The sequence below is a fragment of the Wenzhouxiangella sp. XN79A genome, assembly GCF_012272825.1.
Taxonomy (GTDB): Bacteria; Pseudomonadota; Gammaproteobacteria; order Xanthomonadales; family Wenzhouxiangellaceae.
Genome location: NZ_JAAWWS010000137.1, coordinates 25,067 through 51,177, shown reverse-complemented (window position 1 = coordinate 51,177; position 26,111 = coordinate 25,067). Strand labels below are relative to the sequence as shown.

26 protein-coding genes are annotated in these 26,111 nt (G+C 70.6%); 7 read left to right on the top strand and 19 right to left on the bottom strand.

Translation table 11 applies throughout. The features are described from left to right. Window positions 1-59 precede the first annotated feature (59 nt). The 3 genes from HFP89_RS04900 to deoC all read left to right on the top strand — a co-directional run bounded on the left by HFP89_RS04900 (window position 60) and on the right by deoC (window position 3,754). Window positions 60-1,859 (top strand): acyl-CoA dehydrogenase C-terminal domain-containing protein, encoded by a 1,800-nt coding sequence (locus HFP89_RS04900; RefSeq protein WP_168716530.1) that lies wholly within the window; start codon window positions 60-62, stop codon window positions 1,857-1,859. Window positions 1,860-1,944: 85 nt separating this feature from the next. Continuing rightward, window positions 1,945-3,024 (top strand): succinylglutamate desuccinylase/aspartoacylase family protein, encoded by a 1,080-nt coding sequence (locus HFP89_RS04895; protein WP_168716529.1) that lies wholly within the window; start codon window positions 1,945-1,947, stop codon window positions 3,022-3,024. Further along, a complete protein-coding gene (gene deoC / locus HFP89_RS04890; RefSeq protein ID WP_168716528.1) occupies window positions 3,014-3,754 on the top strand; it encodes a deoxyribose-phosphate aldolase in 741 nt (246 codons plus the stop codon). Before HFP89_RS04895 ends, deoC begins: the two co-directional genes overlap by 11 nt. A 7-nt stretch (window positions 3,755-3,761) precedes the next feature. Here deoC and HFP89_RS04885 read toward each other — a convergent pair whose 3' ends face one another. Continuing rightward, window positions 3,762-4,145, bottom strand: a complete 384-nt coding sequence (locus HFP89_RS04885) for a cupin domain-containing protein (RefSeq protein WP_168716527.1) — start codon at window positions 4,143-4,145, stop codon at window positions 3,762-3,764. Between the two features lie 134 nt (window positions 4,146-4,279). On the opposite strand from HFP89_RS04885, the gene HFP89_RS04880 reads away from it, so the two are divergent. Together HFP89_RS04880 and HFP89_RS04875 are read left to right on the top strand one after the other, a co-directional pair. Further along, the gene (locus HFP89_RS04880) at window positions 4,280-4,924 is read left to right on the top strand and encodes a hemolysin III family protein (RefSeq protein ID WP_168716526.1); all 645 of its coding nucleotides are present in this window, start codon (window positions 4,280-4,282) and stop codon (window positions 4,922-4,924) included. Window positions 4,925-4,937: 13 nt separating this feature from the next. Then, window positions 4,938-5,597 carry a thiopurine S-methyltransferase gene (locus HFP89_RS04875; protein ID WP_168716525.1) on the top strand — a complete coding sequence of 220 codons (660 nt, stop codon included), beginning with the start codon at window positions 4,938-4,940 and terminating at the stop codon, window positions 5,595-5,597. Here HFP89_RS04875 and HFP89_RS04870 read toward each other — a convergent pair. Together HFP89_RS04870 and pdsR are read right to left on the bottom strand one after the other, a co-directional pair. Next, window positions 5,562-7,577 carry an ATP-binding protein gene (locus HFP89_RS04870; RefSeq protein WP_168716524.1) on the bottom strand — a complete coding sequence of 672 codons (2,016 nt, stop codon included), beginning with the start codon at window positions 7,575-7,577 and terminating at the stop codon, window positions 5,562-5,564. The two genes, HFP89_RS04875 and HFP89_RS04870, sit on opposite strands and share 36 nt — an antisense overlap. Beyond that, a complete protein-coding gene (gene pdsR, locus HFP89_RS04865) occupies window positions 7,574-8,269 on the bottom strand; it encodes a proteobacterial dedicated sortase system response regulator (protein WP_168716523.1) in 696 nt (231 codons plus the stop codon). The genes HFP89_RS04870 and pdsR overlap by 4 nt, the downstream gene beginning before the upstream one ends. 154 nt (window positions 8,270-8,423) lie before the next feature. Here pdsR and HFP89_RS04860 point away from each other — a divergent pair, with 154 nt between their 5' ends. Together HFP89_RS04860 and HFP89_RS04855 are read left to right on the top strand one after the other, a co-directional pair. Beyond that, a complete protein-coding gene (locus HFP89_RS04860) occupies window positions 8,424-10,460 on the top strand; it encodes a marine proteobacterial sortase target protein (RefSeq protein WP_168716522.1) in 2,037 nt (678 codons plus the stop codon). Between the two features lie 32 nt (window positions 10,461-10,492). Beyond that, on the top strand, window positions 10,493-11,119 hold the full coding sequence (locus tag HFP89_RS04855; protein ID WP_168716521.1) for a sortase: 627 nt from the start codon (window positions 10,493-10,495) through the stop codon (window positions 11,117-11,119). Between the two features lie 104 nt (window positions 11,120-11,223). Here HFP89_RS04855 and HFP89_RS04850 read toward each other — a convergent pair whose 3' ends face one another. The 16 genes from HFP89_RS04850 to plsX all read right to left on the bottom strand — a co-directional run bounded on the left by HFP89_RS04850 (window position 11,224) and on the right by plsX (window position 26,086). Next, window positions 11,224-12,636 (bottom strand): MATE family efflux transporter, encoded by a 1,413-nt coding sequence (locus HFP89_RS04850; protein ID WP_168716520.1) that lies wholly within the window; start codon window positions 12,634-12,636, stop codon window positions 11,224-11,226. Between the two features lie 49 nt (window positions 12,637-12,685). After that, entirely contained in the window at window positions 12,686-13,030 is a 345-nt protein-coding gene (locus tag HFP89_RS04845; RefSeq protein ID WP_168716519.1) for a chaperone modulator CbpM, read from the bottom strand. Continuing rightward, complete coding sequence (locus HFP89_RS04840) at window positions 13,027-13,938, bottom strand: DnaJ C-terminal domain-containing protein (RefSeq protein WP_168716518.1); 912 nt, start codon at window positions 13,936-13,938, stop codon at window positions 13,027-13,029. The genes HFP89_RS04845 and HFP89_RS04840 overlap by 4 nt, the downstream gene beginning before the upstream one ends. A gap of 71 nt (window positions 13,939-14,009) precedes the next feature. After that, window positions 14,010-15,329 (bottom strand): replication-associated recombination protein A, encoded by a 1,320-nt coding sequence (locus HFP89_RS04835; RefSeq protein ID WP_168716517.1) that lies wholly within the window; start codon window positions 15,327-15,329, stop codon window positions 14,010-14,012. Between the two features lie 4 nt (window positions 15,330-15,333). After that, on the bottom strand, window positions 15,334-15,669 hold the full coding sequence (locus HFP89_RS04830; RefSeq protein WP_168716516.1) for a PilZ domain-containing protein: 336 nt from the start codon (window positions 15,667-15,669) through the stop codon (window positions 15,334-15,336). A 151-nt stretch (window positions 15,670-15,820) separates the two neighbouring features. After that, the gene (gene holB / locus HFP89_RS04825; RefSeq protein WP_168716515.1) at window positions 15,821-16,798 is read right to left on the bottom strand and encodes a DNA polymerase III subunit delta'; all 978 of its coding nucleotides are present in this window, start codon (window positions 16,796-16,798) and stop codon (window positions 15,821-15,823) included. Further along, the gene (gene tmk, locus HFP89_RS04820; RefSeq protein ID WP_168716514.1) at window positions 16,795-17,442 is read right to left on the bottom strand and encodes a dTMP kinase; all 648 of its coding nucleotides are present in this window, start codon (window positions 17,440-17,442) and stop codon (window positions 16,795-16,797) included. Before tmk ends, holB begins: the two co-directional genes overlap by 4 nt. 34 nt (window positions 17,443-17,476) lie before the next feature. Further along, entirely contained in the window at window positions 17,477-18,475 is a 999-nt protein-coding gene (gene mltG, locus HFP89_RS04815) for an endolytic transglycosylase MltG (protein WP_168716513.1), read from the bottom strand. 13 nt (window positions 18,476-18,488) lie between these two features. Next, on the bottom strand, window positions 18,489-19,301 hold the full coding sequence (locus HFP89_RS04810; RefSeq protein ID WP_168716512.1) for an aminotransferase class IV: 813 nt from the start codon (window positions 19,299-19,301) through the stop codon (window positions 18,489-18,491). Then, a complete protein-coding gene (locus HFP89_RS04805; protein WP_168716511.1) occupies window positions 19,298-20,596 on the bottom strand; it encodes an aminodeoxychorismate synthase component I in 1,299 nt (432 codons plus the stop codon). Before HFP89_RS04805 ends, HFP89_RS04810 begins: the two co-directional genes overlap by 4 nt. Then, window positions 20,596-21,843, bottom strand: a complete 1,248-nt coding sequence (gene fabF / locus HFP89_RS04800) for a beta-ketoacyl-ACP synthase II (protein ID WP_168716510.1) — start codon at window positions 21,841-21,843, stop codon at window positions 20,596-20,598. The genes HFP89_RS04805 and fabF overlap by 1 nt, the downstream gene beginning before the upstream one ends. 44 nt (window positions 21,844-21,887) lie before the next feature. Then, complete coding sequence (gene acpP / locus HFP89_RS04795; RefSeq protein WP_168716509.1) at window positions 21,888-22,127, bottom strand: acyl carrier protein; 240 nt, start codon at window positions 22,125-22,127, stop codon at window positions 21,888-21,890. 154 nt (window positions 22,128-22,281) lie between these two features. After that, window positions 22,282-23,022: a 3-oxoacyl-ACP reductase FabG gene (gene fabG / locus HFP89_RS04790; RefSeq protein WP_168716508.1), complete on the bottom strand. Its 741-nt coding sequence runs from the start codon at window positions 23,020-23,022 to the stop codon at window positions 22,282-22,284. Window positions 23,023-23,062: 40 nt separating this feature from the next. Then, window positions 23,063-23,998 (bottom strand): ACP S-malonyltransferase, encoded by a 936-nt coding sequence (fabD, locus tag HFP89_RS04785; protein ID WP_168716507.1) that lies wholly within the window; start codon window positions 23,996-23,998, stop codon window positions 23,063-23,065. 75 nt (window positions 23,999-24,073) lie between these two features. After that, entirely contained in the window at window positions 24,074-25,039 is a 966-nt protein-coding gene (locus HFP89_RS04780) for a beta-ketoacyl-ACP synthase III (RefSeq protein ID WP_168716506.1), read from the bottom strand. 21 nt (window positions 25,040-25,060) lie between these two features. Then, the gene (gene plsX, locus HFP89_RS04775; RefSeq protein ID WP_168716505.1) at window positions 25,061-26,086 is read right to left on the bottom strand and encodes a phosphate acyltransferase PlsX; all 1,026 of its coding nucleotides are present in this window, start codon (window positions 26,084-26,086) and stop codon (window positions 25,061-25,063) included. Window positions 26,087-26,111: the final 25 nt, after the last annotated feature.

Sequence of the window (26,111 nt, the reverse complement as noted above, 5' to 3'; positions counted from 1 at the left end):
ACCGTATGTCCATCCTCGGCCTGCGAACGAACGCGTTCCACTACGATTCCGGAGACCCCATGCCGACCTATTCCGCCCCGCTCGAAGACTTCCGTTTCCTGTATCACGAATACCTCGACCTGGAGCCGTGCCGCTCGCTTCCTTCAATGGCCGAGGCCAGTTCCGACCTCATCGATGCCGTGCTGGACGAAGCCGCCCGGCTGGCCCAGGAGGTGCTGCAGCCGATCAACGCCGTCGGCGACATCGAAGGCTGCCGCTACCAGGATCACTGCGTCACGCTGCCGGAAGGGTTCGGCGCGGCCTACAAGCAGTACATCGAAAACGGCTGGACCGGCCTGACCACCGATCCCGACTACGGCGGGCAGGGCCTGCCGAGTTTCCTCGGGCTGGCGCTGTCGGAAATGATCAACGCGGCCAACCCGTCGTTTTCCGCCTACCCCGGCCTGACCCACGGCGCCTACGAAGTCCTCCACGCCTATGGCACCGACGACCAGAAACGCCGCTTCCTGCCGCCGATGGTCGAAGGACGATGGAGCGGCACGATGAACCTGACCGAGCCGCAGTGCGGCACCGATCTCGGGCTGATCCGGACCCGGGCCGAACCGACCGACGACGGCCGCTACCGGATCACCGGCACCAAGATCTGGATCTCGGCCGGCGAGCACGACCTGTGCGAGAACATCGTCCACCTGGTCCTGGCCCGCCTGCCCGACGCGCCGGCCGGCACGCGCGGGATCAGCCTGTTCGTGGTGCCCAAGTTCCACGTCGGCGAGGACGGTTCGCTCGGCGAGCGCAACGGCGTTCGCTGCATGGGCCTGGACCACAAGATGGGCATGAAGGCCTCGGCCACCTGCGAAATGCAGTATGACGGCGCGATCGGTGAACTGGTCGGTGAACAGCACCGGGGCCTTGCGGCCATGTTCACGATGATGAACGCGGCCCGCCTGGTCACCGGCATCCAGGGCCTGGGCATGGCCGACGTGGCGCTGCAGAACGCCCAGCGCTTTGCGCTCGAGCGCCTGCAGGGTCGCTCGCTCGACGGCGCCCGACACCCCGACAAGCCGGCCGACCCGATCATCGTCCATCCCGACGTGCGCCGGATGCTGATGATCGGCAGGGCCTCGGTCGAAGGTGCCCGGGCGCTTGGCCTGTACACCGGCGTGCAGCTGGAGCTCGAGCATCATCACGCCGACGCCGAGGTGCGCGAGAACGCCGGTCACTGGGTCGCACTGATGACCCCGATCATCAAGGCCTGCTTCACCGACATCGGCAGCGACGTCGCCAACCTCGCGATGCAGGTCCACGGTGGCGCGGGCTATATCGTCGACACCGGCGTCGAGCAGTTCGTGCGCGATGTCCGGATCACCCAGATCTACGAGGGCACCAACGGCGTGCAGGCGCTCGACCTGGTCGGCCGCAAGCTGGTCGCCCACCAGGGCCGGACCCTCGCTGCGTTCTTCCAGCACGCCGCCGGGCTGCTCGACTCGATCGGCGACGAGGAGGGCATGAGCGAGTTCGCCACGCCGCTGGCCGAGTCGCTGGAGCGGCTCCAGGCCACCAGCAAGTGGCTGTACGGTGAAATGACCCGCGACCCGCTCGAGGCCGGCGCGGCGTCGTCGGATTACCTGCGCCTGTTCGCGCTGACCGCGCTGGCGTTCAGCTGGACCGGCCAGGCCTTCGCGGCGCGGCGCGCGCTGGCCGCCGGGCGGGGCCGGCCGGCCTTTCTCGAAGCCAAGCTGGCCACGGCGCGCTTCTTCTTCGCCCGGATGCTGCCCGAAACGCTGGGCCTGGATGCGAAGGTCCGCGCCGGCGGCGCGACGCTGATGGCGCTGGACGCAGAGCAGTTCCGGCCCGACTGATCGCTCGACGCGAGCCGGCACCGACCACCGCGCGCCCGGCGCGCGGTGTAGCCTTGACCGCTCGACTTCGCCGAAGCCCGTCCCGATGCCCTCCTCGTCCGCCACCCGCAGGAAACGCCAGCGCAATGCGTCGATCACGATCGGCGGCATCACCGTAGAGCCCGGCAGCCGGACCGGCATCGACCTCGACATGGGCCGGCTCTACAGCCACATGCCGACGACCATGCCGGTCCAGGTGGTCTGCGGACGCAAGGCCGGGCCGGTGCTGTTCGTCAGCGCAGCGATCCACGGGGACGAACTCAACGGCGTCGAGATCCTCCGGCGACTGCTGCGCCTGCCGGTGCTCAAGCGGCTGCGCGGGACGCTGATCGGCGTGCCGATCGTCAACCTGCACGGGTTCATCCAGTCGAGCCGCTACCTGCCCGACCGGCGCGATCTGAACCGGGTCTTCCCGGGCTCCGAGCGCGGCTCGCTGGCCTCGCGCGTGGCCCATCTGTTCATGACCGAGATCGTGTGTCAGTCCAGCCACGGCATCGACCTGCACACCGGCGCGGTGCACCGGGCGAACCTGCCGCAGATCCGGGCCGACCTCGACGACCCGGAGACCCTGCGCCTGGCCCGGGCCTTCGGCACGCCGGTGATCCTGAATGCGGCCATCCGCGACGGCTCGCTGCGCGCCGCGGCGGCCGAGCGCGACATCCCGATCCTGCTCTACGAAGCCGGCGAGGCGCTGCGCTTCGACGAGTTCTCGATCCGCGGCGGAGTCAATGGCATTCTCCGCGTGATGGAGGCCCTCGACATGCTGCCGATCTCGGGCCGCAAGCCGCCGCCGGAGCCGCACGTCGCTCGCTCCAGCAGCTGGGTCCGCGCACCGCAGAGCGGCCTGTTCCGCGCCCGGATGCAGCTCGGCGAACGCGTGATCCGCGATCAGAGCGTGCTCGGCGTGGTCTCCGATCCGTTCGGCGACCGCGAGCAGGAAGTGGTGGCGCCGTTCAGCGGCCTGATCATCGGCCGGTCGAACCTGCCGCTGGTCAACGAGGGGGACGCGGTCTACCACGTCGCCCGCTTCTACCGCACCGACCTGGCCGCCGAACGGGTCGAGGACTACCAGGAGTTCATGGACGGCGCCGAGCATGTCTACGGAGACGACCTGGATGTGCCCTGATCGACTGCGCGCCCTGCTCGGCCGCCTCGACCTGACCCGGCTGGCGCCCGACGACGACGCCGATTCGGTCGCCGCGTTCTGCGCAACGGCAGCGTCGCGCCACGGCGCGCCTGCGGCGGTCTGCATCCTGCCCGCTTTCGTCGAACTTGCCGCCCGCACCCTCGACCGACACGGGCTGTCCGGCACCGTCCGGGTCGCCACCGTGGCCAACTTTCCAGGCGGCGACCGGCCCGTCGACGCCGTATTCGCCGGAATCGAGCGGTCGCTGGCCGACGGCGCCGACGAGATCGACCTGGTCCTGCCCTGGCGTGACCTCGTCGCCGGCCGGATCGAACAGGCGGCCGCCCTGCTGGACGGTGCCCGGAAGCGGAGCTCGGGGGCGACCTTGAAGGTGATCCTCGAGACCGGGGCACTGACGGGCAGACAGCTCGATCGGGCGGCCGACCTGGCGCTCGACCACGGCGCGGATTTTCTCAAGACCTCGACCGGCGTCGACCATCCGGGGGCAAGCCCGGAGGCCGCCGGACGACTGCTGCAGCGAATTTCAGCGCGGCGAGCGCCCTGCGGCCTGAAGGTCTCCGGCGGCATCCGCACCATCGATGCGGCGTCGGCCTACCTGGCCCTGGCAGAGCAGCGTATGGGCCCCGACTGGCCGAGCCCCGAGCGGTTCCGGATCGGTGCATCGGGCCTGCTCGATCGGCTGCTCGAGGCGCTCGACGCGAGCCGCTGAACCCCGGTCAGTGGTCGTGCTCGGCGGCGTCTGCGCGGGTCGCGTGGCGGGTGCCTTCGGCGTGCTCCGGCGGTGCGTACAACGTGTAGAGCTTCAGGGCACGATCGCCGGTGTTGATGAAGTTGTGTTCGACGCCGGCATGCACGAACACCAGGTCGTTGGCGCCCACTTCCCGGGCCCGGCCGTCGAGCACGGCTTCGCCGCGACCTTCGGCGAAGATCAGGACCTGGTCGTGGTCGTCATGCACTTCCGCGCCGATCTCTTCGCCGGGCTGCAGCGTCATCAGGACCACCTGGCACTTCGCACCGGTGATCACGGTGCGGCGGAAGTCGTCGTTGGCCAGGGTGTCGCGGAGAATCGGAACGATCGGCGGCGTGGAAGACTGGCTCATGGCTTGGCTCGGGTGAGAGTTCGTCGGTCACGATACCAACTCCGCGTGCAGGGACACTGAAACCGGGCAGCCATCCGCCCGCCATACCGGCGAGGTATGCTGTCGACGTGTTGGCCACCGCACGCAGGAGCCCCATGCATTCCTCGAGCCCGGAATACAACCACGCCGAAGAAATCGTCAACGCGCTGACCCACGGCGTCGGCGTGCTGCTGAGCATCGGCGGCGGCGCGGTGTTGATCACCCTGGCCGCGGTCCATGCGGGCGCGCGCGAGGTCATCAGCGTGTCGATCTTCGTCGCCAGCCTGGTGTTGCTCTACAGCGCATCGACGCTGTACCACGCCGCCCGACACCCCGAGGTCAAGCGGCGGCTGAAGATCCTGGATCACTGCGCGATCTTCCTGCTGATCGCCGGCACCTATACTCCGTTCACGCTGGCGGCACTGAACGGGCCGTGGGGCTGGTCGCTGTTCGGCGTGGTGTGGGGGCTTGCGGTGTTCGGCATCGTGTTCAAGCTGTTCTTCACCGGACGCTACAAGGCGGTCTCCACCGCCACCTACATCGGCATGGGCTGGTTGGCGCTGGTCGCGTTCGTGCCGCTGGTCCAGGCGCTGCAGCCGGCTGCGCTGGCCTGGTTGCTGACCGGTGGCGTGCTCTACACCGCCGGCACGATCTTCTATCACAACGAGCGGATTCCTCACGCCCACGGCATCTGGCACCTGTTCGTGCTGGCCGGCAGCATCAGCCACTTCACGTCGGTCGCGGTGACCGTGCTGGCCTGATCAGCGCCTGCCGATGGATCATGAGTTCTGGCACGAGCGCTGGGCGCGAAACGAGATCGGCTTCCACCGACACCGAGTCCACCCCATGCTCGAGCGGTACTGGCCTGCGCTGGCTCCGAGCGCCAGCGAACCGGTGCTGGTGCCCCTGTGCGGCAAGAGCCTCGACCTGGACTGGCTGGCCGATCGCGGCCACCCGGTGGTCGGCGTGGAGTTGTCCGAGGCCGCGGTTCGGGCCTTCTTCGACGAGCGTGGCCACACGCCGCAGCCGGCACGCTACGGCGGCCTGGACGCACTGCGGTCCGGTCCGATCACGCTGTGCATCGGCGATTTCCTGGCCTTCGACCCGGGAGAGAGGTTTCCGCTGATCTTCGATCGAGCCGCGATGATCGCGCTTCCGGGCGAGCGGCGACCGGCCTACCGTGCGCACCTGGCCGAACGGCTGGCTTCGGACGGGCGCGGCCTGTTGATCACGCTGGAATACGTCCCGTCGGCGATGGAGGGACCGCCGTTCAGCGTCGAGCTCGACGAGCTGGCGCTGGACCCGGACCTCGAGTACCGCTCGCTGGCCGCGGTCGACGCCCTGCCCGATCACCCCGGCTTCGCCCAGCGCGGTCTCCAGGCGCTGACCGAACGTGCCTCACGCTTCGCCCATCGTCGCGTGCCGCGCGGGTAGTTCGATCTCGATGACGGTGCCGCCGGGCACCGGGCGAGCCGCGATCCGGCCGCCGTGGAACCGCACGATGCAGCGCGCCACGTACAGGCCCAGGCCCAGGTGCGGCGCATCGTCGCCGGCCCGTGCGCCGTTGCGGAAGGTGACCATCGAATCGAACACGGTCGCCGCGCGGTCGAGGTCGATCGACGGCCCCTGGTTCTCGATTTCCAGGCGCCAGCAGGGCCCGTCGGCGGCCAGGCGCAGGACGATCCGGCCGCCGCTGGGGGTGAACGCCACCGCGTTGTCGACGACCTTGTCGAGCAGCTGGGCCAGCAGGTCCTCGGCCCCGTCGATCGGCGCCCGCGCGAGGCCGCCGAGCTCGGCTTCGAGCCGATGGTCCGGCTCGGCGGCCGCACGCGCGGCCGCGTAGTCGCCGATCAGGCCGGCCAGGTCCATCGGCCGCAGGGCCTCGCGCTCGAGGCTTTCCTCGAGCCGGGCGGCCTGGCTCATCGCGCGCACGATCGAGCGCAGTCGCTGCGCGCCCTGCTCCGCGCGCTGCAGGTACACGGCCCGCTCGTCTTCGCCGGCGTCGTGCAGGTTGTCCAGCGAGGACTGCACCATGCTCACCGGTGTGCGCAGTTCGTGGGCCAGCGAGTCGGCCAGCGACTGCAGGTAGCGCTGGTGTTCGCGCAGGCGCTGCAGTACGTCGCGCAGTCCGCGCGAGAGATCACCGAGTTCGTCGCGAGCGGTCGAGGCTGCCGGAAGCTCATCGAGCCGGCCGGTGTCGCCGACCGCGCGCTCGGCGGCGTTGCGCAGCCGCCGGATCCGGAGCGCAAGCACAAGCACGAACCCGAACAGCAGCAGCGCGATGAGCATGAATACCGCCAGGCTGGCGCCGAGCCAGGACAGCACGGCCCGGTTGGCCAGCAGCAACAGCGGGCCGGCGTCGCGTTCCAGCACCAGTACGCCCTGCTCACCGACCGGGACCGCGTAGCGCAGGCGAATCGCCCGTTCGGGACCGACCCGCCCCCAGGCCGCGGCCTCCGCGCCGTCGACGACCGCGCTCAACCAGTCGGCGTCGAGCCGGGCGCTGCGATCGGACCAGGCCTCGATCGGGTCGAGGCGCGCGGCCATCAGGAAGTCCAGCACGCCGCTGTCGCCCGTCGCGGTCGGCGCGAGGCTTCCGGACGTCGGTCCGCGGGCATGGGCGCGGACCCAACCGGCCCGGTCCAGCCACCAGGCCGCGCCGACCGCAAGCCGGTCGAGGCGCAGCTGGGCTTCCGGATCGCGACCCACCGGCCGCATCGGGCCGCTGTCGTGTCGGGTCGGTTCGCGGCCGTCGCCGCCGCGGTCGGTCACTGCGACCGAGACCGCCGTCAGCGGCCGGTCGATCGGCACCCGCAGCTCCAGGCTCCAGCCGTCCGGCCGATCCTGCCAGTGCGCCCGCAGCAGCCGCCCGTAGCGATCGCGCAGGGCCAGCGGGCCCGGCGCGGTGGGTGCCAGTTCGAAACGACGCTGCCCGTCCCCGTCGGTCAGTTCGAGCGTCAGTGCATCGCCGGGCCGGGCGCCGTCCTGGGCGAAGCGCGGGCTGGCGTCGGCCACGCGCAGGAACAGCTCCAGCGTCCGGCCATCCCGGATCGCGGCCAGCCGCACCGGCGCGGGATGCGATTCCAGCGCCGCAGCCGGGGCCGAGCCGGCCCGACGGCCGTCCAGCGTCACGACCCGATCGATCGCCGGCAGCCAGTCGTCGGCGTACCCGTCGACGATCCTGGTGCCGAGCCCCGGGTGCAGATACAGCACCGGGACGTCACGGGCGACCGGGCCGTCGACGATCGGCGCATCGGCGGCCAGCAGGCCGGCCGCGGCCCGCGCCGCGGCCCCGACGGCCTGTTCGTGACCTGCGCGCAACAGGCGTTCGATCGGGTTCAGGAACAGCACCGCGGTGACCGGCAGCAGCGCCACGATCAGCGCGGCGAGCACCAGCTGGCCGCGCAGTCTCATTCCGGTTCGCGCCAGCGGTAGCCTGCGCCGTGCACGGTGTCGATGGCCTCGAACCCGGGGTCCAGCGCCTCGAACTTGCGCCGGATCCGTTTGACGTGGGAGGTCATGGTCGCCTCGTCGACGACCAGGTTGGCGGCATCCATCAGCTGGCCGCGGGTCTTGACGTGTCCGGGCCGACGGGCGAGCGCGTGGACGATCCAGAACTCCGTCACGGTCAGTTCGACCGCGGTGGATCGCCAGGCCGCGCGCAGCCGGTCGACGTCCAGGCTCAGCAGGCCGAGCCGGACCGGACCGCTCTCGTCGTCATCGGCCGCGCTCAGACCCGCTCGCCGGAACAGGGCCGCGACGCGCGCGGCCAGGTGCGGCAGGCTGATGTCCTTGGTCAGGTAGTCGTCGGCGCCGAGCCGCAGTCCCGAAACGGCATCGAGCTCGCTGTCGCGGGCGGTCAGGAACAGCACCGGCAGTCGACGGCTGCGCGCGCGCAGGTATCGGCAGAGTTCGAAGCCGCCCTCGGGTTCGTCGCGCAGCCCGATGTCGATGATGACCAGGTCCGGCAGCGAGCGCTCGAAGGCGGCCTGGGCCGAGGCCCGGTCGGCGTGGGTCTCGACCCGGTAGCCGAGGCGCGCCAGCGCGTCCCGGTAGTTCTCCCGGAGCGCGGCTTCGTCTTCGACCACGGCGATTCGTTGCGGCATGACGCCAAGCGTACCGGAACGCGGTCGCGCTGCGGAGGCGCCGGCCACACTGCCCGATTTCTGCCACATTCCGTCGTCGAATCGCCCGAAAGCGCCCCGCTCACGTCCCGGACGAGCGGCTGGAATGGACGTCCGGTTCAATCGAGCTCCTCTCATGACCCACTGCCCGTTCGCATTGCCGCCCGGCGGCTCGCATCGTCCCCGCGCCGCAGTCCTTGCGCTGGTCCTGTCGGCCTTTCTGTCGATCGCCTACGCACACGCCACGTCGAGCGATTCCACCGCCCGGTTGCTGCTCGACACGGCAAACGGCGTGGTGCCGGCGCTGGCGCTGTCGACCGAGGTCCGGACCGAAGTGACCGGGCTGCTGGCGCGGACCACCATCCGCCATCGATTCGGCAACCCGAGCGCGGACTGGGTCGAAGGGCGTTATCAGTTCCCGCTGCCCGACGGCGCTGCGGTCGACCGCCTGGCGATCGAGATCGGCGACCGTCGCATCGAGGGCGAGATCCAGGCCCGCGCAGCGGCGCGGGCCACCTTCGAATCGGCGCGGGCCGAGGGCCGGACCGCCGGCCTGGTCGAGCAGCAGCGTCCGGGGCTGTTCACGACCGACGTGGCCAATATCGGTCCGGGCGAACAGGTCACCGTGGAGATCGGCTTCGGCCACCGGGTCGACTACCGACACGGGCGGTTCACGCTGCGGCTGCCGATGACCCTGCTGCCGCGCTATGCCCGGCGGATCGCCGACCCGGCGTCGACGTTCGGGCCGATCGAACCCGATCTGCCCGCAGGACCCCGTTACACCGAACATCCGGTCAATCCGCTGACGCTGTCGATCGAACTTCGCCCGGGCCCCGAACTGGCCACGCTCGACAGCCTGCACCATGCAGTGGACCTGGCGCCGGATCGGCACGGTGGCTGGACGATCCGGCTCGATGAGCCTGCGCCGGTCGTCGATCGAGACTTCGAACTGGAGTGGACGCTGATGGAACGCGAGCGACTGACCGGCGCGTTCTACGTCGAGGAATTCGACGGTCGAGCCCATGCCCTGCTGATGCTGGTGCCACCGGCCGCCTGGACGCCGGTGCAGCGGCGCCGGGAACTTGTCCTGGTGATCGATGCCTCCGGATCGATGCAGGGTGCGGCGATCGAGCAGGCGCGCAGTGCGCTGCACGCCGCGCTGGAGCGCCTCCAGCCCGGCGACCGCTTCAACGTCATCGCCTTCAACGACCGCGCCATGCCGCTGTTCGACGCACCGAAACCGGTCGGCCCGACGACGCTGGCCGAAGGCCATCGCTTCATCGACGGGCTGCGCGCCGACCGGGGCACCGAGATGGACGAGGCCCTGCGCCTGGCGCTGGCCGACCCACCCGCCGACGGACGGCTTCGCCAGGTCGTGTTCGCCACCGACGGGGCGATTGCCGGCGAGCAGGCGGTACTCGACCGGGTCCGACGCGATCTGGGCGACAGCCGGCTGTTCGCGATCGGCATCGGTCACGGCGTCAACGCCCCGTTCCTGCGGGCACTGGCCCGCCACGGCCGCGGAACCCACACGCTGCTCCACGATCCGGGCCAGCTGGCCAGGAACGTGACCGAGCTGATGGACCAGCTCGAGCGCCCGGCGCTGGAGCGGCTTGCGCTGGACTGGCCGGTGCCCGACGAGGCCTGGCCGGTGCTGCTGCCCGATCTCTATGCCGGCGAGCCGCTGATGGTGCTGACCCGACTCGACGCCCCGCTGTCGGCACTGCACGGGCAGGCCGTAGAGCTGATGGCCGAACGCGCCGGCGAGCCGGTTCGACAGCGCTGGCCGCTGGACCGATTCCATCCTGCCTCGGGCGTGGCCCGGGAGTGGGCCCGCCAGAAGGTCGCCGGCGTGCTGGACTTCGCTCGCGACGATGCCGACGCCGACGGCCTGCGGGCCCATGCGCTGGACGTGGCGCTGCGCTACCAGGTGCTCAGCCCGGTGACCAGCCTGGTCGCCGTCGACCGCACCCCGGGCCGCTCGGCCGAAGCTGCGCTGCGCGCGGCCGGAACCGGTCACGACCGACCGCATGGCCGAACGCTGGGCCTGCCGCAGACCGCGACCTCGGCGGCACGCGCGATGGCCGCCGGCCTGGTCGCGTTGCTGATGGCCGGCCTGCTGCTCGTCGCACCCCGACTGCAGCGCCCGCACGCGGCGACGGTCGGTCGATGAGCGGGGGCATGCGTGGGCCGAGGAAGGAGGCGATGCGTCGAACGATGCGTCAGGCCGTGGACCGGCGATCGACGGGAATGCTGGCGTGCCTGGTCCTGCTCGGCGGGCTGGCCCTGATCGGACACGGGGGCTGGATCCACGTCAAGGGCTGGCTCGGCCAGCACCTGATGGCCCGGTCCTTCGCCGCTGCGCTCGAGCAGCAGCGCGCGGCCGAGCCGCCCTGGCCGGGCGCACGGGCCCGGCCGGTTGCGCGGCTGGTCGTCCCGGCGCTGGACATCGACCGACTGGTGCTCGACGGGATCGAGCTGCCCAAGCTCGCCTGGGGGCCCGGAACGACCGCCGGCGAGCGGGGCCATCGCGTCATCGCCGGCCACCGTGACACCCACTTCAGATTTCTCGGCGACCTGGCGCCGGGCCAGCGGCTGTCGCTGCAACCGGCCGTCGGCCGGGCACGCGACTGGGAGGTGATCGATCGCCGGATCGTCGACAGCCGGACCACGGCCATCGATCTCGACGCGCCCGGACCGCTGCTGAGCCTGCTGACCTGTTATCCCCTCGACGGCCACCGGCCGGGCACGCCGTTTCGCTTGATCGTACGCGCCCGCCCGATCGACGATGCCGATGCATATTCCGAGGAGGCGGTGGCATGGGCACGCTGACGCTCGCCGACCTGGGCGGCGCGGCGCGCCGGGCGCTGGGACTGGACGAACGACCCTGCCGGTGCCGGTTGGCGGGTCGGCTGCCGGTGGTGCGGGTCGTCGGATCAGCCGCGGACCGGCGCACCGGCCCGCCAGGGGTCGGTCGGGCCGATCGACGGCCCACCGCCGCCCGGCCCGGACGGACCGCGCCGGAAGACCGTCAACACGATCAGCAGCAGCCAAACCGCACACAGCAGGTCGATCGCGGTGGCGCCGTAGTAGACGCCCGGAATCCCGACCCAGCGAGGCAGCAGCAGCATGACCGGCACGTACAACACCAGCTGCCGGGCCACCGACACGCCGGTCGCCAGCCCCGGGCGCTCGACCGCCGGCAGCAGGCTGAGCGCGGTGAACACGATCGGCAGGGCCGGCAGCACGACCATCAGGACCCGGAAGTGGTGCAGGTCCCGGTCCGAGAACACCACCTCGGGCAGCATGATCGCCAGCGCCTCGGCCGGGAACAGGTTCAGCAGCGCCCAGATCGGCAGGACCAGGACCAGGCCGGCGGCGACGAACACCCAGTAGTGCAGGCGCACCCGATCCCAGCGTCCGGCCCCGTAGTTGATGCCGGCGACGGGCTGGAACGCGCGCATCAGGCCGAACAGCGGTGTCAGCAGGAACATCAGCACCCGCCAGGCCGCACCGAAGAACGCGATGTCCTGCTCGTTGCCGATCCGTGACAGGACATTGAACACGACCGCGGCCTGGACCAGCCCCATCGACGAAGAAATCATCGCCGGCACGCCGAGTCGTGCGATCCGGCCGGCCAGCGCCCGCCCGACCCCGACGTAGCGCGCGTCGACCGGGTAGCTGGCCCGGCCGCGGGCGAAGCGGAGCCAGACCAGCAAGCCGCCGAGCAGCGCACCGAGGTTGGTCGCCCAGGCCGCGCCGGCCACCCCCCAGTCGAACACCGCGATGAACAGCGGGGTCAGGACCAGGTTGGCGACCAACCCGAGGCCCATGTACAGGGCCGCCAGCGCCATCTTGCCCTCGCCGCGCAACAGCATGTTCAGGGTCAAGCCGGCGATCGAGGCGATCCCGCCCCAGGCATGCGCGCGCAGATAGCTGGCCGCGATCGGCTCCAGCGGGCCGGTCGCGCCCATGCCGCGAACCAGCGTCTCGGCCAGGCCGACGCCGAGCACGCCGTAGCCGGCGGCGAGCAGCGCGGCGATGCCGACACAGGTGCCCGGCAAGCGCCGCAGCAGGTCCGAATCACCGCGTCCGATCGCGATCGACAGCAGCACGCCGCCGCCGATGCCACCCAGGGAGCCGAGCCCGAGTGTGAGCTGGGTGATCGGAAAGGCCAACGAAACGCCGGCCAGCGCCTGCTCGCCGATCAACTGGCCGATGTAGACGGCGTCCATCACCGAGTTCAGGCCGAACATCAGCATCACGGCCACGGCCGGCACGGCCATCCGGACCAGGACCCGGAACGGCGAACCCTCCAGGATCAGCCGGGCCTGCGGATCCTGGCTCAACGTCGGCGCTCCCGGTGTCGTCGTCCGCGCAGCGAACGCCGTCCGGCGCTCACTCGAAGAACCGGTCTTCGAGCTGGCGCACGCGGCGACGCAGGCGCTGCACTTCGCCGAGCAGGTCCATGACCAGCGGCAGTGACGCGGTGTTCAGGCCCAGGTCGTGCTGCAGGCGCAGCGCACGGCGGGCCCGGTCGAGCTGCTCGGGCGGGAAGGCCCAGTCGCGCCGGGCTCGGCCGTGCGGACGCAGCAGGCCTTCATCGACCCACTCGCAGACCGTTTCCTCGTGCAGTTCGAGGACCACACAGAAGCTGTCCAGGTCCAACGGCGTCCGTTCCGACGGGTCCAGTGCCCGGACCGGGGCGCCGGGCGGATCGTTGCGGGAATCGTTCGAACTCATGCGGGGTCCTCCAGGTCGGCGCGCGGATCGAACGCGCTGGCGGCTCGAAGCTGCTCGTAGAGCGGCCGGGTGTCTTCGGTGGCGGGCGGCGCGACGATCTTCAGGGTCACGTACTGGTCGCCGGGCGGCGAACCGGGCAATCCCCGGCCGCGCAGCCGCAGGCGCTGCCCGGACGCCGCGCCCGGCGGAATCTTCATCGCCACGCGCCCGGCCAGCGTCGGCACTTCGATCGCCGCGCCCAGCGCCGCTTCCCACGGCGCGATCGGCAGCACCAGCTGGACGTCGCGTTCGTCGACCTCGAAGGTCCGGTGCGGCTGCAGGTGAACGTCGAGGTACAGGTCGCCGGGCGGCGCGCCCGGCGGACCGGGTTCGCCCTTGCCGGCCAGGCGGATGCGCTTGCCCTCGGTCACGCCGGCCGGAATCCGCACGTCGAGACTGCGCGCCCGATCACCGCCCAGGCTGATCCGGCGGGAGCCGCCGGCGAACGCGGTCTCGAGATCGATGTCGATCCGGGCCCGCAGGTCGCGCCCGCGGGGTGCTTCCGGACGCGCCCGGCGGGCGCTGCCGAACAGGCTCTCGAAGAAGTCGCTGAAGCCACCGAGGTCCTCGGCGTGGAAGCCGCCGCCATCGCGGAACTCGAAACCCGCGCTGGACCAGTCCGGCGGCGGCCGGAACGATTCGCCCGGGCGATGGCCGCCGCGCCGCAGCTGGTCGTAGGCCTCGCGCTTTTCAGGATCGCGCAGCACCTCGTAGGCTTCGCCCAGTTCCTTGAAGCGCGCTTCGGCATCCGGCTCGTCGGACACGTCCGGATGGTACTTGCGCGCCAGTCGCCGATAGGCCTTCTTGATGGCGTCGGCCCCGGCGTCCGGGCTCACGCCCATGGTCGAATAGTAGTCCTTGAATTCCATGCATCACCTCGCCGTCCTACGACGATCCGAATGGGGGTCGAGGCCATCGTTTTCCATCGGCTTCGGGCCGATCAACGCTCGCCGCCGCCGCGACGTCTCAGCCGCTCCCAGTAGGCCAGCCTGCGCTGGATGTCGCGCTCGAAACCGCGCTCGACCGGCCGGTAGTACTGCTCGCGGCGCATCGCCTCGGGAAAGCCGCTCTGACCGGCAAAGCCTTCGGCGGTGTCGTGATCGTAGGCGTAGTCCTTGCCGTAGCCCAGGTCCTTCATCAGCGCGGTCGGCGCATTGAGAACGTGCGCCGGCGGCGGCAGGCCGCCGTAGCGCCTGGCCGATTTCGTGGCCCGACCCAGTGCCCGGTACAGCGCATTCGACTTCGGCGCGGTGGCCAGGTAGACCACGGCCTGGGCGATCGCCAGTTCGCCTTCCGGCGAGCCGAGCTGGTCGTAGGCCTCGCGCGCCGCCAGCGCCTGGGTCAGGGCCTGCGGATCGGCCAGGCCGATGTCCTCGGAAGCGAACCGGACCAGCCGCCGGGTCACATAGCGCGGATCCTCGCCGCCGACCAGGATCCGGGCCAGCCAGTACAGGCCGGCGTCGACGTCGGAGGCGCGCAGCGATTTGTGCAGCGCCGAAATCAGGTTGTAGTGGGCATCGCGGTCCTTGTCGTGCGCGGCCGCGCGCCGCTGGACCAGCCGCAGCAGCGCATTGCGTTCCATCGCGGGCTCGGGGTCGGCCAGCTCGACCACGGTCTCGATCAGGTTGATCAGGTATCGACCGTCCCCGTCGGCGAGTTCCAGCAGCAGTTCGCGCGCGTCCTCCTCGAGCGGCAGGGTGTGCCCGAGGTGCCGCTCGGCGCGCGCCAGCAGCGTGGCCAGCGCCTTGCGATCGAGCCGCTCGAGCACCAGCACCTTGAGCCGCGAGAGCAGCGCGGCATTGAGCTCGAACGACGGGTTCTCGGTGGTGGCGCCGACCAGCACGATGCTGCCGTCCTCGACCACCGGCAGGAAGCTGTCCTGCTGAGTCCGGTTGAAGCGGTGGATCTCGTCGACGAACAGCAGCGTACCCTGCCCCTGCGACCGACGCTCACGCGCCGCGGCGAAGACCTTCTTCAGGTCGGCCACGCCGGAGAAGATCGCCGAGATCTGTTCGAAATGCAGCCCGCCGACGCCGGCCAGCAGGCGCGCCAGGGTGGTCTTGCCGGTGCCCGGCGGGCCCCAGAAGACCAGCGACTGGACCCGGCCGGTGGCCAGCATCCGCTTCAGCGGTCCGTGTTCGTCGAGCAGGTGGTCCTGGCCGACGACTTCATCGACGCTCGTCGGCCGCAGCCGGTCGGCCAATGGGCGGGGCGGATCGGTTTCGATGGCGGGATCGGGCGTTTCGGACGAGCGTCCCACGCGATCACATGGTCTGGGTCGGGCGATCCGAGTCGAGCATGCCGGCCAGTTCGGACGCGATCCGGCTCTGCGCCTGCTCGCCTTCGGCGGTATCGAGGAACTGCACGCCGACGCCGGCGTTCGGCTGCGCGCCGGACTGGGCCGACAGCCAGGCGACGCGACCGGGAATGGCCATCCGTTCCTCGTCCATCAGGGTCAGCAGCACCAGCACCTCGTCCCCGAGCCGGAATCGCTTGCGGCTGGGAATGAACAGACCGCCGCCCTGCAGGAACGGCATGTAGCAGCGATAGAGTTCCTGCTTGTCGTCGATGCTGCAGGAAAGAATGCCCTTCTGTGCCATGACGGCCTCGCGCGTGGTCCCTGTTGGTGTCGAGTCTAACCGAATCGGCGAACGACCGGCCGGCCCGGAACGGTGGCTCGCCGGCAGCGCCCCTGCCCGAACGCGATCCCCGGCGGCCGCCGTCGCCCGGAGTGCCCCGAAGCGGGCCGGATCACTCGGCGACCGGCAGCTGGCCGGCCAGCGCGCGCCAGCGGGCCAGCCACTCAAGCATCAGCCAGTCGTGGCGGATCGGATCGGAGGCCAGGTTGCGGCCCTGCAACGCGTCCTGCCACAGCGCCTCGAGCCGATCGAACAGCGTTGGATCATCGCTGACCGCCGAGGGTCCGAGGCCGTCTGCGCGACCGATCCTGGCCCGCTTCATCCAGGCCGCCGTCCAGCGGGCCAGCCACGGCCAGGCGACCTCGGGCGATTCCACCCACTCGGCCGGCAGCTCCACCCCGCCGCTGCCGGACTGCAACAACCGGCCGAGGTGATCGCGGATGGCCAGGCCACGCGCCAGACCGTCGTCGGCGAGCCAGCCGTCGGCCACCCGCGGCGCGCCGTCGGCCAGCGCCAGTGCCAGCGTGCGCAGATCGGGATCGGCGGAAGAATGCCGCTCGGCCAGCCAGCGCTCGGCCAGCTCGCGCGGCGGCACGGCCACCGGCCGGAGCTGACAGCGGCTGCGAACGGTCACCGGCAGGCGGTCGGGTCGATCGGTGACCAGCACCAGCCAGACCCCGTCGGCCGGCTCCTCCAGCGTCTTGAGCAGTGCGTTGGCGGCGTTGCGGTTCATCCGGTCGGCCGGATCGATGCGGCCGACTCGTGCGCCACCCAGCGAGGCGGTCAGTGTGACCGACTCGATGAACTCGCGCACCTGGTCGACCCGGATCTCCTTCTTGTCCGGCTCCGGCGACAGGCGGAAGAAATCGGGATGGGTACCGCCGGGCAGCAGGCGACAGGATTCGCAGGCCCCGCAGGGTTCGCCGTCGGTGACATCCAGGCACAGCAGCCGTTCGACCAGCCAGTCGGCCAGCGCCCGCTTGCCGACGCCGGCCGAGCCGGTGAACATCGGTGCATGGCCGAGCCGATCGGCCGTTAATGCCGCGTTCAGCGCATCGCGCTCGCTGTCGAGCCAGGGCAACACGCTCACGGCGCGCCTTCCGCGCCCGGCAGCAGGGCCTTCTCGACCGCCCGGACCACCGCGCCGCGGACGGCGTCGGGCGCTTGCGAGGCGTCGATGACGACGAAGCGATCGGGTCGCGCCGCGGCGCGTTCGAGGTAGGTCCGACGGACCCGTTCGAGGAAGTCCACGCGGTCGCCCTCGAACCGGTCCGGGGCATCGCCGCGCTTGCGGATCCTGGCCAGGCCGACCTCGACCGGCACGTCGAGGACGAGCACCAGGTCCGGCTCGAGGTCCGGATGGACCAGTCCGCCGAGTGCTTCGACCGGCGCCGGACCGAGCCCGCGCCCGCCGCCCTGGTAGGCGTGACTGGCCTCGGTGAAGCGGTCACAGACGACGTCCTGTCCGGCCGCCAGCGCCGGCTCGATCGATCCGACCACGTTCTCGCGCCGGGCCGCGAACATCAGCAGCAGTTCGGTCAGCGGATCCAGTGCACCGGTTGCGGGATCGAGCAGCAGGCCGCGGATCTTCTCCGCCGCCGGGGTGCCGCCTGGCTCGCGGGTCCGGTGGACGCTGCGGCCGTGACCTTCCAGGCAGCGCACGACGGCGTCGATCGCCGTGGTCTTGCCGGCGCCCTCGCCGCCTTCCAGCGTGATCAATCGCCCGCGACTCATCGCGGTCCCCCTTTGGCGGTCGGCTCCAACGGCATCATCGGCGTCCTCGGATGTAGCGATCGACGGCCCGGTTGTGCTCGGCCAGGGTCGCGGAGAAGTGGTGGGTGCCGTCACCTCTGGCGACGAAATACAGCGCATCGCCATCGGCCGGATGGGCAGCGGCGTCGAGCGCGGCGCGGCCGGGCAGCGCGATCGGCGTCGGCGGCAGGCCGTGGCGGGTGTAGGTGTTCCAGGGATGATCGGTGCGCAGGTGGACCCGGCGGATCCGGCCATCGAACTCCGGCCCGAGCCCGTAGACCACGGTCGGGTCGGTCTGCAGCCGCATGCCGCGCTGGAGGCGACGGACGAACACGCCGGCCACGCGCGACCGCTCCGCGGCCACCCTCGCCTCCTTCTCGATCAGCGAGGCCAGCACCAGCAGCTCGTCGGCCGAATCCAGCGGCAGGCCGTCCCGGCGCTCCTGCCAGGCCGCGGCCAGCGTCTCGTTCAGGGCCGCGTGCGAGCGCGAAAGCAGGTCGAAATCGCTGTCGCCGCGCTGGAAGAAGTAGGTTTCGGGCAGGAACCGCCCTTCGGCCGGACAGGCGCAGCCGAGCCGGGCCATCAGCGTCTCTTCGGCAAGTGTTCCGGCCTCGCGCCGGAGCCTTGAATCGCGCGCCAGCGCCGCGCGCAGCTCCGCAACGGTCCAGCCTTCGATGATGGTGAAGCGATGACGGACGACCTGCCCGTCGGCCAGCCTCGACAGCCACTCGGCCGGTGTCATACCGGGGTCGACCGCATACTCGCCGGCCGCCAGTGCCACGCCCTGCTGGCGGCCCAGCAAGCGCCAGCGCCAGTCGGATCGGGTCAGGCCGAGCCGCTCGAGATCGCCGACCACGGTCGACAGCGTGCCGCCGGCGGGCAACCAGATCCTGGCGGTGCCCTGCTCGATCAGCGGACGATCGAGGAAGGCCCGGTACTCGCGCAGCGCCCAACCGCCCCCGACCAGGCCGGAAAGCAGTACAAGAACGAATAGAATCAGGAAAATGCGGCGCATTTCTCGAGTAAATTCAATTTTCGACATCCTCGGCCCAACGCCGCTGCCAGGCCCGGAGCGTTCGACCCGTCGGCCGGGCCGCGCCATCCAAACGCGCCACCGGCCGGATCCCCGCGACCGAGTTTAGCACCCAGATCGCGTCGTCCGGCTGGAGCTGATCGGTTCGGAACCCGGCCTGCTCCAGCGCGTCGCCTGCGGCGGCCCGCAGCCACGCCAGCCCGACCCCGTCGACCGCCGCGGGATGCGGACCGGGCGCGATCAACCGACCGTCGCGCTCGATGACCAGGTTGCCGGTCAGCGCCTCGACAAGGCAACCGTCCCGATCGACGACCAGTGCTTCGGGTACGCCGGCGGCCCGGCACTGCGCGCCGATCAGGACCTGCGGTAGACGATTCAGATGCTTCAGGCCGCCCAGCGGGCCGCCCGACGGCAGCTCGGTGCGAACCGTGATCAGGTCGATGCCGGCTTCACGCTGCATGTCGAGGTCGTCGGGCAGCGGTCGCTGCATGACGATCGAGGTCGGCAGCGGCCGGTCCGGCGGGACGTAGGCCCGCCCACCGCGGCCGCGCGTCCAGGTGATGCGGACCGCGCAGCGGGCCCGCCCTTCGGCCACGGCGCGGCCGTCGTCGAGCAGCCGATCGGAATCCGGAAGCGGCAGGTCCAGCGCCGCACAGCCGCGCATCAGGCGATCCATGTGCAGCGCCCACAGCCGAGCGCGGCCGTGGTGAAAGGCCACCGTCTCGAACAGCCCGTCGCCGTAGAGCAGGCCCCGGTCGTCGGCCGGCACGACATCGCTGGGGCGTCCGTTGACCCGGATCGCGCTCATGGTTCGAGCGCGCGCAGCAGGCCGCGCGCCTTGGCCTCGGTCTCGGCCAGCTCGGCGCTCGGAATCGAATCGGCCACGATGCCGGCGCCGGTGCGGAAATGAACCTCCGGGCCGGTCACCCACATGCTGCGGATCAGGATGTTCAGGTCCAGCCGGCCGTCCAGGCCCAGGTAGCCCATCGACCCGGTGTAGGCGCCCCGTCCGACCTGCTCGAGCTCGGCGATGATCTCCATGCAGCGGATCTTCGGACAGCCGGTGATCGTGCCGCCGGGAAACACCGCCCGGATCACGTCCACCGGCGAGGCGTCCGGCGCCAGCCGACCGGTCACGTTGGAGACGATGTGATGCACGTGGGCGTAGCTTTCGATGACCATCAGTTCGTCGACCCGGACACTGCCCGGCACGCAGACCCGGCCGAGATCGTTACGCTCCAGGTCGATCAGCATGACGTGCTCGGCCCGCTCCTTCGGGTGAGCGATCAACTCGTCCGACAGCGCGCGGTCCTGGCCCGGCGAGGTGCCGCGCGGCCGCGTACCCGCGATCGGTCGGGTATCGACCCGACCGTCGCGGCTGGCGACCAGCCGCTCCGGCGATGACGACAGGAGGCTGCCGCCGGGCAGGCGCGCCAGGCCGGCGAACGGCGCGGGATTGGCCTCGGCCAGGCGCCGATACAGCGCGACCGGATCCAGCCGTTCGACGGCCCGGGCCCGCCAGCCGCGCGAGAGGTTCACCTGGAACACGTCGCCGGCCAGAATGTACTCGCGAATCCGGCGCACGCCGTCCTCGAAGCGCGTGCCGTCGTCGACCTCGATCGCCAGCTCGGGCGGCCGGGCCGACGGGTCGGCCGGCGGCTTGTCGGCCAGCAGGGAGCGCATCTCGGCGACCACCTCCGGCGTTTCGCCGACCAACCGGGCGCGATTGCCCGCATGATCCAGCACCAGCGCGCCCCGACAGCGCTGGGCGTGGACATCGGGAAGGTCCGGCGAAGGTCGGGGCAGGCTCAGCGTCGGTTCGATCGCAGCGGCGGTTTCGTAGCCGAGATACACGAACCAGCCGCCGGCGAAGACCTCGTCGTCGGGCTGCGCCCGACGCTCGCGCTGCCAGGCCGCTTCGAGTTCGGCCAGGCGATCGGCGCCGCCGGTGATCGGTGGCGTCGCAGGATCGGCGAACAGCAACAGGCTGCAGGTGCTGCGCGCACCCGGGCTGGCGGTGTGGAGCAGGAACGGCCAGGCGTCCGGATTCGCTCGATGCAGAGCCACCGGATCCGGCGCGGATCCGGCCAGGGCTTCGGCCATCACTCCAGCCGGGAGAACAGCACCGTCCCGTTGGTGCCCCCGAAGCCGAAGGAATTGGAGATGGCGACACGGAGATCGGCATCCCGCGCGGTGTGCGGGACCAGGTCGACGCCGGCGAAGTCCTCGTCCGGTTCATCGAGGTTGATGGTCGGCGGCACCACGCCGTGGTACAGCGCCAGTACGGTGAAGATCGCCTCCACGCCGCCGGCGGCGCCGAGCAGGTGGCCGGTCATCGACTTGGTCGAACTGACCATGACCTTGCCGATGTGATCGCCGAAGGTCGAACGCACGGCCTGCAGTTCGGCCCGATCACCGAGCGGGGTCGAGGTGCCGTGCGCGTTGACGTAATCGACGTCCGAGGGCGCCAGGCCGGCATCGCGGATCGCGGCGTTCATGCAGCGGGCCGCACCTTCACCGCCCTCGGGCGGCGAGGTGATGTGGTGGGCATCGCCCGACATGCCGTAGCCCTTGAGCTCGGCGTAGATCCGGGCGCCGCGGGCCTTGGCGTGTTCGTATTCCTCCAGCACCAGGATGCCAGCGCCGTTGCCGAGCACGAAGCCGTCGCGGTCCCGGTCCCAGGGTCGGCTGGCCTTTTCCGGTTCGTCGTTGCGGGTCGACAGCGCGCGGGCCGCGATGAACCCGCCCATGGCCGTCGGCACGGTGCCGAATTCCGCCCCGCCGGCCACCATCACGTCGGCGTCGCCATAGGCGATCATCCGCGCGGCGTCGCCGATGTTGTGGGTGGCCGTGGTGCAGGCGGTGACGATCGAGATGTTCGGACCCTGATAGCCGTAGCGGATCGACAGGTGGCCGGCGACCATGTTGATGATGCAGCTCGGAACGAAGAACGGCGAGATGCGTCGGGGACCCGAATCGATGTAGGTCTGGTAGGTCTCCTCGATCGACTTGATGCCGCCGATTCCCGACCCGATGGCCACGCCATAGCGGGTCGGATCCTCGGGCGTTTCGGGGAGTCCCGCGTCCTCGACCGCCTGCACCGCTGCGGCCATGCCGTAGTGGATGAAGGTGTCGGTCTTGCGGGCTTCCTTCTTCGACATGTACCGGTCGAGATCGAGATCGCGGATCTCGCCGGCGATCCGGGTGGCGAACGCCGCCGGATCCATCTCGGTCAGCGGCCCGATGCCGCTGCGGCCATTGACGACGCTGTCCCAGGCCGAGGACACATCATTACCGACCGGGCTGACACAGCCCAGGCCGGTGACCACGACGCGACGATTGCCTCGCATGCCCTCGAACTCCCCGTTCGTGCCTGTCGATCAGGCGAAGTGGATTACTTGTCGACCGTCGACTTGACGTAGTCGATCGCCTGCTGGACGCTGGTGATCTTCTCGGCTTCCTCGTCGGGAATCTCGCACTCGAATTCCTCTTCCAGGGCCATCACCAACTCCACCGTGTCGAGCGAGTCGGCACCCAGGTCGTCGACGAACGAAGCGCTCGGCGTGACTTCCTCTTCCTTCACGCCCAGCTGCTCGACGACGATTTTCTTGACTCGTTCTTCAATGCTGCTCATCAGTCAGTTCCTCATTTGGATTGAAGAAAGCGCGCACATTGTAGGAGACAATGAACGCCCCTTCCAGTTTACCGGACTCCCGGCGTTGAAACGAACCCGGACACGGATTCACTATATCAATTAAATCAATGTTCTATACGATTTTCTTGAGGTATCACGTCATGTACATGCCGCCGTTGACGTGCAGGGTCTGCCCGGTCACGTAGCCGGCCGACGGCGAGGCCAGCCAGCCGACCGCCGCGGCGATGTCGTCGGGCAAGCCCAGACGGCCCAGCGGGATGCTCTCGGCCAGCCGGTCGCGCTGGGCCTCGTCGAGGGCCCGGGTCATGTCGGTATCGATGAAGCCCGGTGCGATGACGTTGACGGTGATGTTGCGCGCCGCGACTTCCTGGGCCAGCGCCCGGGAGAAGCCGGCCAGCCCCGCCTTGGCGGCCGCGTAGTTGGCCTGGCCGGGGTTGCCGCTGTAGCCGACCACCGAGGAAATGCCGATGATCCGACCGCTCCGCGCCTTGAGCATGCCGCGCAGGCAGGCCCGGGCCAGCCGCATCGCGCCGGTCAGGTTGGTTTCGATGACTTCGGCCCAGTCCTCGTCCTTCAGCCTCATCAGCAGCTGGTCGCGCGTGACGGCCGCATTGTTGACCAGCACCGTCGGCGCCGAAGCCGCGGCGCCGATCGTCGCGATGCATTCAGCGATGGCCTCGCCGTCCTTGACGTCGAGCACCAGGCCGCGCCCGTCGCCCAGACGCTCGGCGATGCCGGCGGCGCCGGATTCGCTGGTCGCGGTGCCGAACACGTCGGCGCCGAGCGCCTTCAGCCGGTCGGCGATCGCCGCGCCGATGCCGCGGCTGGCGCCGGTGACCAGGGCCACCTGGCCATCCAGGCGAAGGGACTGCATTGGGTCATCCATGGTGGTTCGTGCTCCCGTCCGTTGCGGTTCAGGCGTCGGCGCCCAGGCCGCGCAGTGCATCGACGTCGTCGAGCGGCCGCCAGGTGGCCGTGCGCTCGATGCGCTTGCCGAGGCCGCTGAGGACGCGCCCCGGTCCGCATTCGACGAATCGCTCGACGCCGTCATCGATCAGGCTGCGTATGGTACCGGTCCAGTGGACCGGATGGGTCAGCTGGTCGACCAGCGCGGCCCGGATCGCGTCCGGGTCGCTGCGCGGCTGGCGGTCGAGATTGTGCAGCACCGGGCAATCCGGAGAGCGGACCTCGATCGCCGCCAGGGCCTCGGCCAGCGGCGCGGTGGCCGGCTGCATCAGCGGCGTGTGCGACGGCACGCTGACCGGCAACACCATCGCGCGTCGCGCGCCGGCCTGGCTGCAGGCCGCCACGGCCCGTTCCACCGCGTTCCGGGCCCCGGCGATCACGACCTGGCCGGGCGCGTTGTAATTGGCCGCCACGACCACCGAATCGCCTTGCGTGGTCTCGGCGCAGATCCGCTCGACCTCGGCATCGTCGAGGCCGAGCACGGCAGCCATGCTGCCCTCGCCTTCGGCCACGGCGGCCTGCATCGCCCGGCCCCGCAGGTGGACGACCCGGATCGCGTCCCGGAAATCCAGCGCGCCGGCCGCGACCAGCGCGGCGTACTCACCGAGGCTGTGGCCGGCCATCGCACGCGGCGCCTCACCGCCGCGCTCGACGTAGATGCGCCACAGCGCGACATCGCCGGCCAGGACCGCCGGCTGGGTCCATTCGGTCCGATTGAGATCCTGTTCCGGTCCTTCCCGGACCAGCGCGGTCAGATCGCGATCCAGCGCATCGCCGGCTTCGTCGAAGGTGGCGCGGATGACGGCCTCGAACTCGTCCATGCCGGTCAGCATGCCGACCGACTGCGAGCCCTGCCCCGGAAAGAGGATGGCGGTGTTGTCCATTGGTGTCTACCCCGATGGTGTTCGTTGCGCGGCCGCGGTTGTTTTGGGTGCGGTCCGTCGCGATGGTGGGTGTGGTCAGTACCGGATCAGCGAAGCGCCCCACGTGAACCCGCCGCCGAAGGCCTCGAGCAGCATCAGGTCGCCGCGCTTGACTCGCCCGGAGCGGATCGCCTCGTCCAGCGCCATCGGCACCGACGCCGCCGAGGTGTTGCCGTGCCGGTCGACGGTCACGATCACCCGGTCCATGGGCATGTCGAGCTTCTTCGCCGTGGCCTTGATGATGCGCAGGTTGGCCTGGTGCGGAATCAGCCAGTCCAGGTCGTGCTTGTCGAGCTGGTTGTAGGCGAGCGTCTCGTCGACGATCCGGCCGAGCGTATTGACCGCGACCTTGAAGACCTCGTTGCCCTTCATCAGGATCTTCAGCCCGCCGCGCGGGCCCTCGGTGAACCCGCGCGACACGCCGACGTCGACCTTGAGCAGATCGCCGTAGTTGCCGTTGGCGTGGATGTGGGTCGACATCACGCCCGCCTCCTCGCTGGCTTCGAGCACCGCGGCGCCGGCGCCGTCGCCGAACAGCACGCAGGTTGCCCGATCGTCCCAGTCCAGCAGCCGGCTCAGGGTCTCGGCGCCGATGACCAGCGCGCGCTTGACGGTGCCGGCCTCGATGTACTGGGTCGCGATCGAGAGCGCGTAGATGAAGCCCGAGCACGCCGCGTTGACGTCGAAGGCGCCGCATTCGCCCAGCCCGAGGCGCTGCTGGATCAGACAGGCAGTGGACGGAAACACCACGTCGGGCGTGGTCGTGCCGACGATCAGCAGATCGATCGTCGCCGGATCGATCTCGGCGGCCTCCAGCGCGCGCCGGGCCGCCTGCTCGGCGAGATCGCCGGTGGTCTGGCCGTCGGCCGCGATCCTGCGCTCGCGGATGCCGGTCCGTTCCTGGATCCAGCTGTCGGTGGTGTCGACGAATTCTTCCAGGTCGGTGTTGGTCAGCACCCGATCGGGCAGGTAATGCCCGGTGCCGATGATGCGTGCATGCATGTCCGATCTCCCTTGCCGCCGTCAGGCCTCGGCCCAGAGTTGACGTTCCAGGGCCGGGATCAGTCCCCGGCGCACTTCCAGCGCGGCCAGCCCGATCGCGTTGGCCAGTCCATCGACGCTGGCGTGGGCGTGGCTCTTGATGACGATACCATTGATTCCCAGCAGCGAGGCCCCGTTGTGAAGCGCCGGATCGTAGCGCTCGCGCAAGCCGCCGAGCGCCCGCCGCAGACCGAGCCCGCGGACCGGACGACGCGCCTCGTCGGCCAGTTCGGCCAGCAGCATGCCGATCGCGCCCTCGGCCGACTTCAGCAGGATGTTGCCCGCGAACCCGTCGCAGACGACCACGTCGGCCCGACCGGCGAACACGTCGTGGCCTTCGACGAAACCGACGAAATCGATCTCCGCCTGGGCGGCCAACCGTCGCGAGGCCTCGCGGATGACGTCCGGCCCCTTGCTCGGTTCCTTGCCGATGTTCAGCAGACCGACCCGCGGCCGCCGACCCAGCAGCACGCCCACCGCGGCCCGGCCGAGCAGCGCGAACTCGAGCAGGCGATCGGCATCGACACCGATGTTGGCGCCGAGGTCCAGCACCCAGGCCCGACCCTCGCGGACCGGAAATGCCGTCATCAGGGCCGGCCGCTCGACCCCGGGCAGCATGCCCAGCGCGATTCGGCCCAGCGCCATCAGCGCGCCGGTACTGCCGGCGCTGACCACGGCCGCATCACGCCCTTCGGCCACGGACCCCAGCGCGGCGGCCATGCTGCTGGCGCGGCCATGCCGCAGCGCCTGAGCCGGGCTGACGTCCATCGGCACGAACGACGAGGTCGGCGCCAGCTCGATCCGCGCACGTGCCTCGTCCGGCAGCGCGCACACGGCCGCGTCGAGCGCGTCCGGATCGCCGAACACGCGGAGTTCCAGGCGGGGATCGTCGACGACCGCGCGACACGCCGCGTGGACCGCCGCTTCGGGTTCGAAGTCGGCGCCCATGGCGTCCAGCGCAATACGAACGACGCCGGGCTCGGGGGGCGAGCCGGTGGGGTGCGCCATCGCAACAGCGGACCGGGCCGGCGCG